Source organism: Coleofasciculus sp. H7-1 (assembly GCF_057473865.1).
Genome location: NZ_JBYCCT010000040.1, coordinates 13,731 through 28,891, shown reverse-complemented (window position 1 = coordinate 28,891; position 15,161 = coordinate 13,731). Strand labels below are relative to the sequence as shown.

At 43.6% G+C, this 15,161-nt stretch carries 9 protein-coding genes and 2 pseudogenes; 5 read left to right on the top strand and 6 right to left on the bottom strand.

The features are described from left to right. Positions 1 to 34: 34 nt before the first annotated feature. Positions 35 to 730 (bottom strand): hypothetical protein, encoded by a 696-nt coding sequence (locus AC2VDX_RS10520; RefSeq protein ID WP_378179953.1) that lies wholly within the window; start codon positions 728 to 730, stop codon positions 35 to 37. A gap of 836 nt (positions 731 to 1,566) precedes the next feature. On the opposite strand from AC2VDX_RS10520, the gene AC2VDX_RS10515 reads away from it, so the two are divergent. The 3 genes and pseudogenes from AC2VDX_RS10515 to AC2VDX_RS10505 form a co-directional block, all read left to right on the top strand. Next, the gene (locus tag AC2VDX_RS10515) at positions 1,567 to 1,935 is read left to right on the top strand and encodes a hypothetical protein (RefSeq protein WP_378179956.1); all 369 of its coding nucleotides are present in this window, start codon (positions 1,567 to 1,569) and stop codon (positions 1,933 to 1,935) included. Continuing rightward, complete coding sequence (locus AC2VDX_RS10510) at positions 1,932 to 3,593, top strand: hypothetical protein (protein ID WP_378179959.1); 1,662 nt, start codon at positions 1,932 to 1,934, stop codon at positions 3,591 to 3,593. The genes AC2VDX_RS10515 and AC2VDX_RS10510 overlap by 4 nt, the downstream gene beginning before the upstream one ends. A 161-nt stretch (positions 3,594 to 3,754) precedes the next feature. Then, positions 3,755 to 3,937, top strand: a pseudogene (locus AC2VDX_RS10505) (glutathione S-transferase N-terminal domain-containing protein); the annotation flags it as partial. A 150-nt stretch (positions 3,938 to 4,087) separates the two neighbouring features. Here the strand turns inward: AC2VDX_RS10505 and AC2VDX_RS10500 are convergent. Further along, entirely contained in the window at positions 4,088 to 4,663 is a 576-nt protein-coding gene (locus tag AC2VDX_RS10500; protein WP_378179962.1) for a Uma2 family endonuclease, read from the bottom strand. A gap of 107 nt (positions 4,664 to 4,770) precedes the next feature. Further along, positions 4,771 to 6,282: an ArnT family glycosyltransferase gene (locus tag AC2VDX_RS10495; RefSeq protein WP_378179965.1), complete on the bottom strand. Its 1,512-nt coding sequence runs from the start codon at positions 6,280 to 6,282 to the stop codon at positions 4,771 to 4,773. A gap of 523 nt (positions 6,283 to 6,805) precedes the next feature. On the opposite strand from AC2VDX_RS10495, the gene AC2VDX_RS10490 reads away from it, so the two are divergent. Continuing rightward, the gene (locus AC2VDX_RS10490) at positions 6,806 to 8,299 is read left to right on the top strand and encodes an ArnT family glycosyltransferase (protein ID WP_378179968.1); all 1,494 of its coding nucleotides are present in this window, start codon (positions 6,806 to 6,808) and stop codon (positions 8,297 to 8,299) included. Positions 8,300 to 9,814: 1,515 nt separating this feature from the next. Here the strand turns inward: AC2VDX_RS10490 and AC2VDX_RS10485 are convergent. The 3 genes and pseudogenes from AC2VDX_RS10485 to AC2VDX_RS10475 form a co-directional block, all read right to left on the bottom strand. Beyond that, positions 9,815 to 10,246 (bottom strand): annotated as a pseudogene (locus AC2VDX_RS10485) (glycosyltransferase family 39 protein); the annotation flags it as partial. 339 nt (positions 10,247 to 10,585) lie between these two features. Then, positions 10,586 to 12,238, bottom strand: a complete 1,653-nt coding sequence (locus tag AC2VDX_RS10480) for an ABC1 kinase family protein (protein WP_378179971.1) — start codon at positions 12,236 to 12,238, stop codon at positions 10,586 to 10,588. A gap of 135 nt (positions 12,239 to 12,373) precedes the next feature. Continuing rightward, positions 12,374 to 13,435 (bottom strand): mannose-1-phosphate guanylyltransferase, encoded by a 1,062-nt coding sequence (locus AC2VDX_RS10475; protein ID WP_378179974.1) that lies wholly within the window; start codon positions 13,433 to 13,435, stop codon positions 12,374 to 12,376. A gap of 253 nt (positions 13,436 to 13,688) precedes the next feature. Here AC2VDX_RS10475 and AC2VDX_RS10470 point away from each other — a divergent pair, with 253 nt between their 5' ends. Continuing rightward, complete coding sequence (locus AC2VDX_RS10470; RefSeq protein ID WP_378179976.1) at positions 13,689 to 15,131, top strand: LCP family protein; 1,443 nt, start codon at positions 13,689 to 13,691, stop codon at positions 15,129 to 15,131. Positions 15,132 to 15,161: the final 30 nt, after the last annotated feature.

The following is a 15,161-nucleotide window of genomic DNA, read 5'->3' as shown; positions in this document are numbered from 1 at the left end:
TGAAGTAGGACGATCGCGGCTTTTTTATCGCTAGTTACTGACCAGAAGCCTCCGGACTATCGGCAGCAGGGTTTTGTTGACTGCTGGATGTGGGATCTGTTGCACTCGATTCGTCTTGAGCCGGAGTGCGATCGCTCTCACTTTCGGACTGTGTGGGAGCAGTTTGTGTAGAAGGTGCTTGTTGAGCCTCAGGCTGCTTTGGCTCAGCTTTGGGCACAGTAATGTTGATGTTAGGTGCCGGAGCTTGCTGTTGAGGTGCTGGAGCTTGCTGTTGAGGAACTGGAACAAGAACATCCCTGGTTCTTTCAATGATCGTGGTTTCTTTTTTAGGAGCTTGTTTCGCTTCCGGAGCTGGCTTCGCATCCGGAGCTGGCTTCGCATCTGGTTTTTGAGGAACCACAATATTTGGGATAACTGGAGTGGGTGCCTCATTCCGTTGGTTTAAAAAGAACAAAGCCCCAGCAGTCAAGCCCACCAGCGAAGTCAGGAGCAAGCCAATTACCAAGCCACTCGCCGCATTGTTGTTATCCCGAACAGCTAAATTCTCTTCTTGGTAGCTGCGCTCGGAGACTCGACCGCTAACGTAACCATCCTGGTAGGAGTCAGAGTTAGGCTTAGCAAAGCCATTATTAACTGTTCTTTCTGTTTTCGTTACGTTGGTGTGAGTATGACCGTTAGCGTCATTGTAAGAATCCTGACGAACTTCACGGTAATCATTTTGATTAGCCATAGCTGTTGATAAACTCCCAAAAAAATGTAAATAAATTAGAACTTTGAAAGTCTGTATGCGTGAAGCACTTTCTTTCAAAAAAGAATTCTTAGCTTTGTTGTAGTTTGATTTGCTACTTCCGCTTGAATTGTTTTCAGAATAACTTCTGCGATCGCACCAACGGCTCTATCTCAAGAGTGTATTGTTATTTATATCAAAGGGCTGACTGTTCCATAACTGCTACAAGTTATTAGGGAAAGCCGATCAATATAGAATAAGCTTAGTAAAACGAAGCTACTTTCAATTAAAAGGCTATCTTTACTAAAACTTTATTTTTTAATGGGCTATCTTCACTCAATATTTATAGGTAAAAGCAACTACCTATGCTAAGTATTCATTCGTTTGTCGTCATGGACGTTCATAGATAAATGGCGCTGACATCAGGAGAAATCCGAGAATTGATAGGTAAGAGCATCGCCTGTTTAGCTCAGATAAAAGAGCGGGTGATCGCTTGGGGTTGGTGATGATGGGTTTCGTGCCTCAACCCATCCTACGGGAGTGAAGCGACCGCACTAGGATGAATTTTTGCAAAGAATTGAGAAGTACGATCGCACTCCTCTCTATTCTAGGCACCAGAATAGAGAGGACAATATTCTATCAAAAAGACAGATAAATTGGCACTCGGCATAAAGTTAAAATTAAGAGCAGAATTGACTCTTGAGCATAAGAAAAAATGGACTGGCGAGAATACATTCATTCTGACCCCAAAATCCTGTACACAACAAACTTGATGAAGAATTGTCGGTTTGTTTGTGACGATATGTACTTAGTCAATTAGCCAGGTTTGAGGGGTTGATATGTCTAGTTCGCAAGCACCATATCCATATCGTGGGAGAGTACAAGCTCAAGGGGAAGATATCCAGCAAGATGGTGGCTACAGCCACCCTTGGGCACAAAACAACCCTGTTACCGATCAAGATGGCTTATCATTTCTTGCTAAGATTGAAGGACAGTGCAGTGAGCCTCAAAAAGCACTACGCAAAATCCCCTTTGCTAAAGCTAGACGTTTTGTTAAGCAGGCGAGTGAGCAAGGTGGTGTCGGGCCTGAAACGCAGCCCCACTCATTTCAAGATCCTAAGCGTGATAGGCGTAAGTATAACAGTGTTCGTGTTGACATTGAGATTGTGAGTGGTCTCACCTTTGTCCCTTTGAAAAAAGTAGAATGACAACTATCCTTGCCACGGTAAAGCAATTTTTAGACTCCGACAATACCGACGGAGCCAGAGAAGAAGTTGCAAAAACTCTCAGTAACCTGAAAGCAGCGGATGCCAGTATTCGAGATTTTGCTGCACTACTTGCTCTGGGATCGCAGAACGCTTTAGAAATAGGCTTAGGAGCATTGGGACGTGAACTTCTTAAGAGAGATCGGGAAGTCAATATTGACGCAATCTGGGTACTTCTCGCAGCAGTATTATCAAGAGCAGACATCACTGCTAATAGTCCATCAAGAATCAGTATTCTTGGGCTTACCTGTTATGTGGAGAATTGGGAATTACCTATTTTTGCCATACTTACTCCTGCACTAGACTCTTTTTTTAAGATGAGCCTTTCTGAAGGAAGTCAACTTATTGCTGAACAAACTCTAGATTTCATCGCCACTTGGGGAGAGAGTTATGCAAAAGCTCCTCGTACAAAGAAGCAACTTAGAGAGCTTAAATCTCTTACTAAGTCGGTGCTGGATAAGGTAGATGATTTGGAGCTAAAAGACGAATGGGCGGAAGGATTGAATACATTCTTTCAATCAGCAGATGATATGAAATATTCTGATGAACGTATTTGGTCTGCGGCGGGTGAATTGCTAAGAAAAATTGATACTAATAAAATCTTGAATTCTGATATAGGCTCAAAAGAATCTTCAAGGACAAAAGAGAATATATCTCGACTAATTACTTCATCTCTTGCAGCACTTGGAACAATCCTTGGCGGTGATGGTCTATCAGTTGTCGTTCGGATTGCTGCTAAACCTAAAGAGAACAACTTTTGGTCAGTCGGTGCTAGTGCAATTGACAAGTTAGAGCGCTTATTTCAGGAAGTTGCAGATATGTTAAAAATAAAAGAACCTCCTACATTTACACCTGTACATGGATTACAAGGTTCATGGATACAGATTCTTCATATAAGTCTCAATTCTAATCAATCAACGTCGCTTGCAACGGCTATCAAATCTCTTTCCTCAACAGAATATCAAGAGAATGAAACCAACTCATCTCTGGCTAATAGCTGGCGAGAGTGCGTAACAAGACTCAAAGAAGACGATCTTCGAGTAGATCTAGCTGTTTCTACTAATGAGCCAGAATTGCGCTTTGTTAGATCTATCTCTACAGAAGATATAGATATTCTCAGTTTTGAAGAGCCTCTTCAGCACAATATTAGGGTTCTCTCTCGTGACGTTCCCCAGGCTGATAACCTTGAACGAGTTTTAGATTTCGCATCCCTATTGATTCAATATCCATCGTCTCTACCAACTATCCGACAAAATTTCTTAGAGACAGATGATATTACCAACAGATCCTTTTCTTACTATCGAAGAGCAGTAGAAATTCTTGGTCTTGCAGATGAACGTGGGCGACCAACCACCACCTGTTTTATGCTTAACCGTCTGTCAAGAGAAGCAAAAATGAGATTCCTGGCTTACCAATTTATATCATCAAACGTTGGGGCGGCATGGTTTAACTGGCAAGATGCACACAATCTTTCAGAGATTCGACCTGAGACAGCGGCTGAGTTCTTAATGGAAGTGTGTCCGTCACTTTCAGAAGATACAGTTAAACGACGTGCTCAGACACTAAAATCTTGGCTAAAGATATTTCTTGAATACTGGTAAGAGGAGGAAGTAAATTTCAACAAAATTCCGCTTTCTGAATTAGCCTTGTATACCTATGCTACAATCCTTCGCAATGCGTCAGCGATCGCATCCTCTCCAACCACCCACAAACTCAGCCTCCAGAGGTGACAATCAAGCTATAACTAGCGAAGGATAAAGTCATGGCTGAAGTAGAAATCTATAGCGCAACCGTGTGTCCTTATGCCCATCGGACGCGGCTGACGCTTCTTGAGAAGGGTGTAGACTTTAAACTAACCGAGATTGATTTGCACAATAAGCCAGAGTGGTTTGCGGATGTCTCGCCTTATGGCAAAGTTCCAGTAATTAAACACGGTAGCGATCGCGACTCAGTGCAAGGCATCAAACACACCGCAGACTTCTACATCGAGCAATATATACAATATGCCAATAACACCGCTTCCGGTATCACCGCCCAGGAAATGCGGCAAAATTGAAATTTGTCAAGTTAAAAGACATTGAAACAGAGCGATCGCTTAATTCAAAATCTGCGTCAAATCCAGCACAAATCCAGGTAAAACATCCTCACCTGACAAGCTAGTTGGAGATTGCAATACCTCGACATCCTGCGCTTGGCGATAAATTTCCACCCGTTGATTTTGAGGATCGATTAGCCAGCCCAAACGCACACCGTTATCAATATATTCCTGCATTTTGCGTTGCGCTGTCTTTAAGCTGTCAGTAGCAGAGCGCAATTCTACAGCAAAATCGGGAGCCATTGGGAGAAATCTTTCCGGATCTGGGTTCAGGGCTTCTAATCGTTCCCGCGACACCCAGGAAGCATCAGGAGAACGGTTTGCACCATTGGGAAGCTTGTAACCTGTTGAAGAGTCAAAAGCCAACCCTGTACCATCTGCGTCTGTCCAATTGCCTAAACGTTGCGTCAGTCTCCCATTGCGGTTTCCGCTTCCCCATCCCGTCGGTGGCATAATAATTAATTCTGCTTCAGCCGTGCGCTCAAGACGCAAATCCCGGTTATTCAGACACAGTTGGAAGAACTGCTCATCTGTTAACTCAATGGCGGGGCTTAAATTTAGGATAAGGGCAGTCATCGGTTGCCTTTCGACTCGCTAATAGTAAGGTAGCACGGAAAAAAAAAGAAAGCGATCGCGTCCGGGAATCCACTATCATCTCTTTTAGATCAACAGTCGCAATTTTCCTACCTGGAAGATTCCTTCAATAAATAATGTTCCACCGTCCCTTTTTCATCTTCATAAGTTTTTGAGTAATTTTCGTCGAGATAAGTCCTGAATTGATTGTTATTCTTAAATGTTTGAATCCATCTTGCCAGGACAATTTGTTCGGGACGATATTTTTTCAAAACAGCAATGATATCATCGAAAGTTAAATTTCCCGATCGAAATCGTTTGTCTGACATGACGGCAATTTCCGGAGGAACCGGCAAACCCGCATAAAATGCGTAAATCGGACGATCTGTGAATATCCATTGAGTAGAATCCTTGTGTTTCAACACTAGATTCATAACTTCAAGACTTTTGGGTGGTTTTCCTTTAGGCTTAGCAGGAATCGCAATCATGGACACAATGAGAAGTGCTGTTGCTAAGATGGGAAAAATTAGCTTTTTGAAGTTTAGCGATTTTAGATTAGAATTCCACCCTTTTGGAAATAAATTAATTACTAAATCAACTCCATAGGCAGCTAACCAGCAGATGGGAATCGCCAGTAAAGGATAGTAGTGATACCAAACAGGTTTATGCTTGAGGAGAATTAGGCTAGCAGTCACCAGCCATGTTAAAGGAAAAATTCCTTCTCTTTGTTTTTTAAATAAAATTGCTAAACTACCGATAAACGCCAAAAACACATAGTCATAGTCTTGATGAAGAAAATAAGGTAAATTTTCAATATTATTAAAGTTTGTTGATTTATCTTGAACTCTCTCTCCCAAGTGTGCTTGAACTAGCTGTTCATAATTAAAAGCTTGAAAAACAAAACCAATCCCTAGATAACTAACTGCAAGAACAATTAACCATAAAATTAGGGGAGAGAAAACGGAAGACGAAAGAGAGTCTTTTAATTTACTTTTCTCCGGTTCTCGCCGTTTAAAATCTAGCAGATAAAAAAGCATTAAAGGAATCAGAAATATAGTAAATAGTTTCGTTTGCAAGGATACTGCTAGAACGGCTCCTGATAAAATAATGAAACGTTTACGAAGGTGCCGTTTGTAGAGAGTTAGCAAATAAATAGAGAGCATTGCCAGCGATAAAGAGGGAATACCAATCATCACGGAAATGCTGAGTCTAACAAATAGCCATGAAGTGAAGAGTAATAGTGTAGCGACAATAGCAGGTATTATTCCTAAAGAGAGGCGTAGAATTTGATAAAAAGACCAGATTAGAAGTGCTGAGAAGAGTATAACCAACAAGCGTGCAGCAAAAACTGAATATCCAAATATATTAAACCAGTACGATAATAAAACTGTGAATAGAGGTGGTTGATCGCTCCATATCTGCGTATATAGAGAAAAGCCTTGCGAGTATAAAAATGCCTTGATTAAGTTTAATCCCTCATCATAATCAAATTCAAAAGCTTGATAGACTGGTCTGATGACAAGTACAAAGCCAACATAGAGCGACATGATGAATAGGTGAAAAAAAACATTGTTAAATTTGCTCATAATTAGTAAAGTAACATTAAAATAGCCAGCAGTCATAGCAGAGAATTGGAAAAATTCCGCTATTGATTGGGGAAATAAAAGAAAGTTTATACATTGTTAAGCTACCGGAGAATTTATTAACTTAGACAAGTTCCCTCAACGGGATGAAATTACCAATCTGGGTCACTTAGCTGTTATACTCAGTTTGGCTCGACGTGAGAGATGCGAAGCTCGTGCATTCCGTGGCGCTAACTGATACGCTTGCGCGATTACTTTGGAGTTAGTTCTTCTCTTGAATCGCATTTCCACAAAAGTAGGTGTTTTGAGGTCTGTGTTACTTTTACCCAGCTTGTGTTTGAGTCAAGCCACCACTTTAGTTTTATACTTGTCCTTCCTCTGAAAATCAAAAGTGAGGAATTGTCAAAGTTTTTTGTCGGCGTGTCCGGTTGTTTGATTTATTACCTTACTTACCGATATACCTCGCGCCATCATTATGTTAACTTGTCACGAGTGAACAGACTTATTATTACATATTTAGAAATATCCCCCATTTAGCTAAAAGTTTAAGCGGCACGGCAAGATGAAAAAGCTAAAAAATGCTTTACCTTTTATTTATTTAATACTTGTCACTATATGGTTAAGATTAATTAATTTAGGTTATTCAGATTACCAAGGAGATGAAATAAGGGCATTATACCGACCCCAAGCGGGACAAGAAATTTCTAATTTTTTGCTGAATCAAAGAAAAGGGCCTGTTCAATTTTTGGTTACTTATATTATTAAATTATTTAATTTTGCTTATGATAATGAATTTTTTGTAAGATTGCCTTTTGCTTTAGCAGGAATAGGCGCTGTCTATTTCTTCTATAAGTTTGTAAAACTAGAACTTGGAAAAAGAATTGCGCTTTATTCGGCGCTGTTCATGGCTCTAAACGGTCTATTCGTCGCCTTTGCCAGGATTGTTCAATACCAATCATTCGTTATTTTATTTTCGATTTTAACGTTATATTTTTTATCCTTATCTACCAAAAACAAAACATGGAAAATTTCCGGTCTTTATCTAGGAGCAACTTTTTGGGGAATTTCTATTCTTACACATTTCGATGGAATCTTTATAGCACCATTTGTTCTTTATCTTCTGTATAGGTGGTATAAGGATACTAATTTTCCTTTGATAAAATCTATAAAAATGAAGCATTTGGCTTTTTCTTTAGCTATATTCTTAGCCATTTTGGCTGTATTTTATGTTCCTTTTTTCTTCTCGATATCGGAATCTACAAAAGAATATTGGTCAAACAGAATAAGTAGCAGAACCGGCAGTTCAATCAGTACCTTCAAACTCTATAATCCAATCTTTGTTATCTACCTGTATGCCATATTAGCTTTTTTATCTTTATCTAGATTCAAAGAAAAATTACCACTGCTGGCATGGTTTTTGTTTCCCTTCTTTGCTATGGAAGTCTTAATAAGCCAACCGGGAACCCATATTTATACTTATATAATACCTCTTTGTATTTTAATTTCCTATGGTTTGGAAAATTTGGATGTTTTAATAGAAAAGAATCAAACTAAATTAAAATTTATTAATAACTGGTATTTAAAATTAATCATTTTTTTATTACTGTTTTCCTTATCTCATGTAGTATTTGTAGATAACACAAGAGAGTATGCTTGGGAAGACAAGAGATTTTTGATGCTGGAATTGCCCAAAAAACACAATCAGAGTTCATTTGGATTTCCCTATTATCGGCATTGGGAAGAAATTGGTACGTATTTTCAAACATTAGAGGAAAACGGATATTACCTGACAAATGAGAAAAAAAGTATTGCCAGCTATTATGTACCTGCAAATTTAAAAAATATGGAATTAGAAGCAGATGCAGCTCAATTGTCGGGTTACACTTATCTAATTTATATTAAAAAACCGCAAAGTCGAAACGAAAGAATGTTAGAGAAAGAACCCAGCTTTTGGGAAAGTAAGCATGAACCTGTCAAAACTTATTTAAATAATGGAAGAGTAGTCGCCAAGATTTACCGATTATCAGCGAGTGAATTGGAAAAAATTAGAAACTAAGGTCACAAAACCGAGCTTAACTCCATTGCCCAAAATCTAAGTGAAATTACAATTTTATAACTAGGTTAACCTGACCACTTCAACTTCACCAATCACTGCTTGGGTTCCTTGGGAATTGCCAGATTCATTGCGTACTGGCAATGCTTGTCCGTTGCTGGACGAGTACCAACTTACTTCAAGACGGTAGCGATTGGCTGGTGTACCGGGTGCAACTGTAAGCTTATGAACATCGCGTAAGAATGTACCTGAAGTGACCTTATCTGTTGCAAAATAGCCATCCACCGGACGTGCATCCGAACGGTTTTGAAGGTTTCCTTGAGCGTCGCGCAGACCGATGCCAATCGTGAAATCTGGCGGGAGTGGTGCTAAAAATTTCCAGTAGAATGTGACTAAAAGCTCCTCACCGGACGAGAGTTTAGATTGATTCAGTTCATAACCGAGCAATTGCACTTGCTCACCAAAAGACAGTTTGAGAGGAACCTGGATGCGTTCTAAATCCTCAGATAAAGGCACTGGGCCAGGATAAATTCGCGCATAATCAATATCGTGTAGCCGCACGGTGTGCAAAGGTTGCTGCGCGGCAAAGTAAGCGAGCATCTTTGGCTCTGGCAACTGACGCTGGAATTGGTTGTAGTACAACACTATGCGATTAGCCTTTGTCCAGGGTTGTTCGGGTTCGACGTACTTGTGGATTGATATCGTTTGACCTTGGAAATAGGCGGCAAAAGCCGACCCAGACCAACTGGCTGCTACGATTTGTTTAGCATTGGGTGACTGATTCAACCATTTAGCCGCTAAGTCGAGACCCTCGCCTTGACCGATCATAAATATATGTTTGGCAGCACGCGAACCCCCCAGCAAAGGGTTGTAATAGCTCAGGTAGTAAGGGTAGTAGGGGATAAGGACGATAAGCTGCAACAGGAAAAGCGCAGTAGCTGTGGTTACGCCTCGGTGGATTCGCCATTTACCGATGTGATGCTTCCCGAAGCGACGCCGCAGTGCCTCCGCGCCGCGTCCGACCCAAACTACCATTTCTAGCCAGCCAACCGCAGATAGCAGTGCTAGTACTGGCAAGAAAAGATTAATGTAACGGTCAATCTTACTGTCGCTGGCTGAGAGGATAAGCAGCACGCACAAGGGTACTAAAGCGAGTGCCGTTAGTTCCGGGATTTTCTTGTGGTGACGCCGCAGCTTGGGGATTAGCAATATTGTTAAAAATGCCAGCAACCCCACTTGCAGCACGGGTGAGAGACGATACGCTAGCACCAGCGGATAAAAAAGTAGTCCTGGCGAATCAGTTATTTGCCCTAAAAAGAAAAGTAAGCCTCTGCTAGACTCTTGTAACAGACCTTTATAAATCTGAGCCACAACATAAGAGGGTGACACCCACATTGCAGGCCAAATCAGAACGATTGTCCCTAAAAGGCTCAATCCCCACCATCTGAGATCCGCCAACTGCTGCTTCCAACCCCTGGGAGGAAAGCTAGTTCGCCAGATTCCCAACTCAATCACCACGATCCAGAGGGCAACAGCTGGCAAGATAAATAGAGCCGTCACTTTTGTAGCTGTCGCCAGTCCCATAAATACCCCAGAGGCGACAAGCAAGTGGCGATGATAGCGCCGCAAGTAAAGTAAAAATAGTAGCAATGCCAAAATACTAAAATCAGCCATTAGCGCGTCAGTCGTGAGGTAGCGCTGATAAGCTAAAAAGAAGGGTTCTAGTAGCAGTAGGCTAAGAGAGCATAGCGCCACGGATTGCCCCAACAGCCGCTTCGTGAGGATATAAAAACCCACCATACACCCTGAAGCGATCGCTGCCTGTAGCAAGCGTGGCAGCACGTAGAAGATGATGGGATGAACTTGGTTTAAGCAGGCATTCAGGTCTAGTGGCTGATTCAGACCTAGCAAACCTGGGAACTGCTGGTTCAACAGACAATTCACTAACATACTGCTGCCAATCACCCACATATTGGTGACGCCTGGATGATGACGGCGATAGGTGCCGGTTAAATCTCCCTCCAGTAAGTTCTGTATAAAGCTGCTACCGCGAGTCATCCACAACTGTTCATCGGAATTGATGGGAACGGTAATTGCACAGACACGTAGCGCCAGCGACACCAGGAAGATGCCGAATAAAAGGGGGGAGCATTTTATTTTGGTCAACACATTCCTTGAGCCGAACAAAAATCTTTCTCTCTAGGAAGTGTAGCAGCCTTCTACAGCAATCTTATTTGAATTGTGAACAGGAACATATTAAAAAAGTTTATTTTCCGTACAATAGTTCCATCACTTCAAACGTCCAGAACGTAGGATACTAACAATTAACCACAACCCTAAGAAACTAGCAGCAGCAAATAGACCATTGCTTAACAAAGATAGCCCACCGCCGGTTTGAGCGTTGCTGGAGATAATTGCCGCCCCGATAATCAGCGAACCCACTACAACACTGAAGGAAAGGCGGTTAGCAGAATTCTCCAAACTGCGACGGAATGGAATGATGTCTGGCATCTTTATATTCCACTTCAAAGTTTCAGTAGTGATTCTTTCGAGCAGCAACTCCACTTGGCGGGGAGATTCCAAAGACAAACTTTTGATATCTAAAGCTGTTCTCAGCAAAGCTTGCACCGGGTCATCTCCGAATAGTTGACGCCGGAATAAATCGGTCATCAATGGCTTAATTTCCTCGATGAGATTCAACTCTGGGTCAAATAAATGCCCTGTGCCCTCCAAATTCGCTAGAGTTTTTGAATATAAACCCATGTTGCTAGGCAACCGGATTTTATTGTCGCGGGCGATTTGCAACACTTCATAAAAAACTTGACTCAAATTGATTTGCGCCAGACTCAGGTTGTAATATTTTCGCAACAGCTTGTCAAAGTCAGTTTCTAACTTCGCCAAATTTGCCGGGTGAGCCGATTCAGCTAATTGCAAAGTCAACTGACTACAGCGACGGGCATCAATATTGGCGATCGCTAACAGCATCTCTGTTAAAATCTGCTGAGTGCGGGGGTCTAGTCGCCCAATCATCCCAAAGTCAAGCAGCGCTACGCGACCATCTCTCAGATAAAAAATATTGCCCGGATGCGGGTCAGCATGAAAGAAGCCGTCAATATACAACTGCTGAAAGAAAACGCGACACAGTAGCCGAGTGATGTCTCGCCGCTGGTCGCTGGGGCTTTTACCGTCGTTGATTTGCTCGAAATTCGCCTCTAACAGCGGCACCCCATCTAGCCACTCCAGCACCAATAGCTTTTGGGTGGTTAACTGCCAAATAATTTCCGGAATTACCACCTGCTTCGGGTCAAACCAGCGACTGGTAGATAAATTGCGGCGCAGCTGGTTGGTGAAGTTGGCTTCTTGGATAAAATCAAGCTCAGCCAGCAAAGCATTAGAAAATTCGTCAGCTAAAGCGACAATATCAATATCTGGCCCAATATCGGTGCGAGCAACTAAATCTGCTAAACCTTTAATGATGGAAATATCTTGAGAGATAATCGCATCAATTCCAGGTCGCTGCACCTTCAGAGCCACTTCCCGCCCATCTGCTAAAGTAGCTCGATGAGTCTGAGCAATTGAACCAGCGGCAACTGCCACCGGGTTGATGGTGCTGAAAACTTCCTCCATTGGACGGTCTAATTGCTTCCGAATCACCACTTCCACCTCTGACCAGGGTACCGGCGGCACCTCAGATTGAAGCGTTGACAGTTTTTCAATGTAGTCCGCCGAGAGTAAGTCAGGGCGAGTCGAGAGCAGTTGTCCCAGCTTGACATAGACCGGCCCCAAATCCACTAAGATGTTGCGGAGGACGGCGGGGGTCGGCAGTCTCGGTTCATCAGCTTTGCCGCCAGTCAAGAGCCGTCTCATGTAGTCCCAACCGTTGCGGAAGACGACTTCAAGGATTTCTCTCTGGCGAGAAGTGGTTTGGGTTAAGGAAAACACGGGTTTTGCGAATGAAATTATGGAGTTATGGAAGTATGGCTAATGGCTCTTGAACAATTAGCAATTCGCCATTAGCAATCATCCTTATTATTAATACTTCATACTTCCAACTTCTGCCTTCCCTTGGAGGGTAGATTACAGCAACTTTTCTAGATTGGGGTCAGCCCGTAGCAACTCAAGAACCTTTTTGATTTCTTGGGTGCGGTCTTTTTTGACAATCAGGGTAACATTGCGATCGCGCACAATCACCACATCCTCCATCCCAATCGTCACAATTACCTCATCCTCACCCTCGGCGTAGAGAATCGCCCCTTGCGTATCCATTCCCACATGAGTCGCCAGTTCCACGTTGGGCTTATCCCCTTTCAGCAATCGTTCGATGGCGTTCCAATCTCCCAAATCATCCCAACCGAAAGACACTGGCAGCACATAAGCTAGCTGCGTCTTCTCCATCAGCGCATAGTCAATACTCTTCTTCGGCATCTGAGAATAAGCTTCGACACCTTTTTCTTCGAGAAGATTCATCATTTCCGGCGCGTAAGTGCGAAGTTCATCTAGCACTACCCCAGCTTGGAAAATGAACATTCCGCTGTTCCAGCTGAATCGACCCGTTGCCAGAAACTCCTCCGCCGTCGGGCGGTCGGGTTTTTCCGTGAATCGGCTGACGCGGTAGGCGGGAAATTCCCCAAACTTGCCAATTTCTTCCCCTTGCTCAATGTAACCATAGCCCGTAGATGGATAATTCGGCTTAATCCCCAACGTCACAATCGACGGCTGAGTTGCTGCCAAACCTGCACCGGCTTCCAGAGTTTGTTGAAAAGCCTTCTCGTCAGCAATCCAGTGGTCCGCAGGGAAAAAGCCCACAACAGCCTTTTCTCCATACCGCTTGGCAATTTCCAGCGTTGTCCAAGCGACGGCTGGGGCAGTATCGCGCCCCTCTGGTTCAACGAGCAAATTTTCTACTGATAGCTGGGGCAGTTGTTCTTTCACCCCATCTGCCAGCACAGCCGAAGTCACGACCCATAGCTTCTCCCAGCCTCCAGCCAGAGACAACAATCGGTCAGCAGTCGCTTGCAGCAAACTCTTGCCGCTGCCATCCAAACTTAAAAACTGCTTGGGTCGGTGCTTGCGGCTGAGGGGCCAGAAGCGTTCCCCTTTACCACCGGCGAGAATTACAGGTATTAGCGATTGATTCATTTTTGGCTTTAGCCGATTCTTTTTGGCTCTATGTTAACCTTGCGTTGATGTGTCAGCCTAGCAACCTTTGTGCCCACTCCCGATCAAACGCCTCGTGCAACTTCTCCTCACTTTTTGTACAAACAAGCTGAAGGCACCGCTGCGATGCAATGTCATTTCCTTTGGGAGATGGAGAACCTGAAGTTATAATCCACCTTGGAAATAAGTCTCCAGAAAGATACAGATAGGCTGAGGTTGTGGTGGTGAGGTAAACGTGGAAGAAGGTATCAAACAGTCTCAAACCAGTCCAGACCACGAAACGTCTAAGGGTTCTGGCAATCAGCAGGCATATCCCCCTACAGATGCCGTTGATGACGATCCCGATCCCTCACCCCAATCGCAGACAGGCGATGTGGCAAATGAGGTTTCGCCCCAAAAAAATAGCTTGGGGCGGCGCTTGTTATGGATCGCTGCCTTTATCATCACAGCAACAGTTTCTGCCACAGTAGGAGCAACTTTAGCACTGATTACCCCTTTGTCGCCGATCGTTGCCTCCCATACTCCAGGGCAAAAGACCGCGACTGATGGATGGGGTAGGGGCTTTCAGTACCGTCTGGCGCGACCCGTCAATGTCCTGGTCATGGGGATTGACCGCCTCCACAACTCACCGGACAACTCACCGGATAATTTCACCGGCAACAGCGATACGATGCTGCTGTTGCGGTTAGACCCAATCGACCATTCTGTGAAAATGCTTTCCATTCCACGAGATACGCGAGTGGAAATTCCGGGCGTTGGTTTTAATAAGATCAACCAGGCGAATGTCAATGGGGGCGCAGCCTTATCCGCACGGGTTGTCAGCCGCACCTTAAACAACGTGCAGATCGATCGATACGTGCGAGTCACCACCGATGCCTTTCGGGAGTTAGTGGATTTGGTGGGCGGAATTGAGGTATTTGTTCCTCGCCCCATGTCCTATGTAGACGAAACCCAAAAACTCAAAATCGATCTTTCCCCAGGCTGGCAAACTCTCAATGGCGACCAAGCAGAACAATTTGCGCGGTTCCGGAATGACCAAAACGGCGATATTGGTCGGGTTCAGCGACAGCAAGCCCTTCTCAAGTCGTTGCGGCAGCGTCTGACGAACCCAGCCGTATTGCCTCGTTTGCCTCAACTAATCCGGGTGATGTGGAAGTACGTTGACACTAACCTCAGCTTGGAAGAAACGCTAGCACTGGCAAATTTTGGCATCAACTTGGAGCAAGATGATTTCAAAATGGTGTTGTTGCCCGGTCGATTCAGCGACCCCAAGGAGTACATTGCCAGCTATTGGATTTTGGATTCAGCGGGGAGAGATCGAATTATGCGCCAATATTTTGGACAAGAAACGACTCTGGCATCTGTAGAATCAAGCCGTTCTCTTAGCACTCTGAGAATTGCGATCCAAAATGCCACCGAGCAGCCTAATATCGGTTATCGCGTTTCTGAATATCTGGCGGCTAAGGGATTTACGAATGTTTATGTTGTGAATGATTGGCCCGACCGCGAACGCCAAACTCAAATTATTGTGCAGCAAGGGGACTTAACAAAAGCAGCGGCTTTGAAAAGAGTGTTGGGCGTCGGTCATATTGAAGCAGCTTCTACGGGTGATTTGGAATCTGATATCACCCTGCGAGTGGGTGAAGACTGGCTCAATACAATTAAAAATGTAAAATGAATTGAAGAACCGTCTTATTTTTATCTTTGA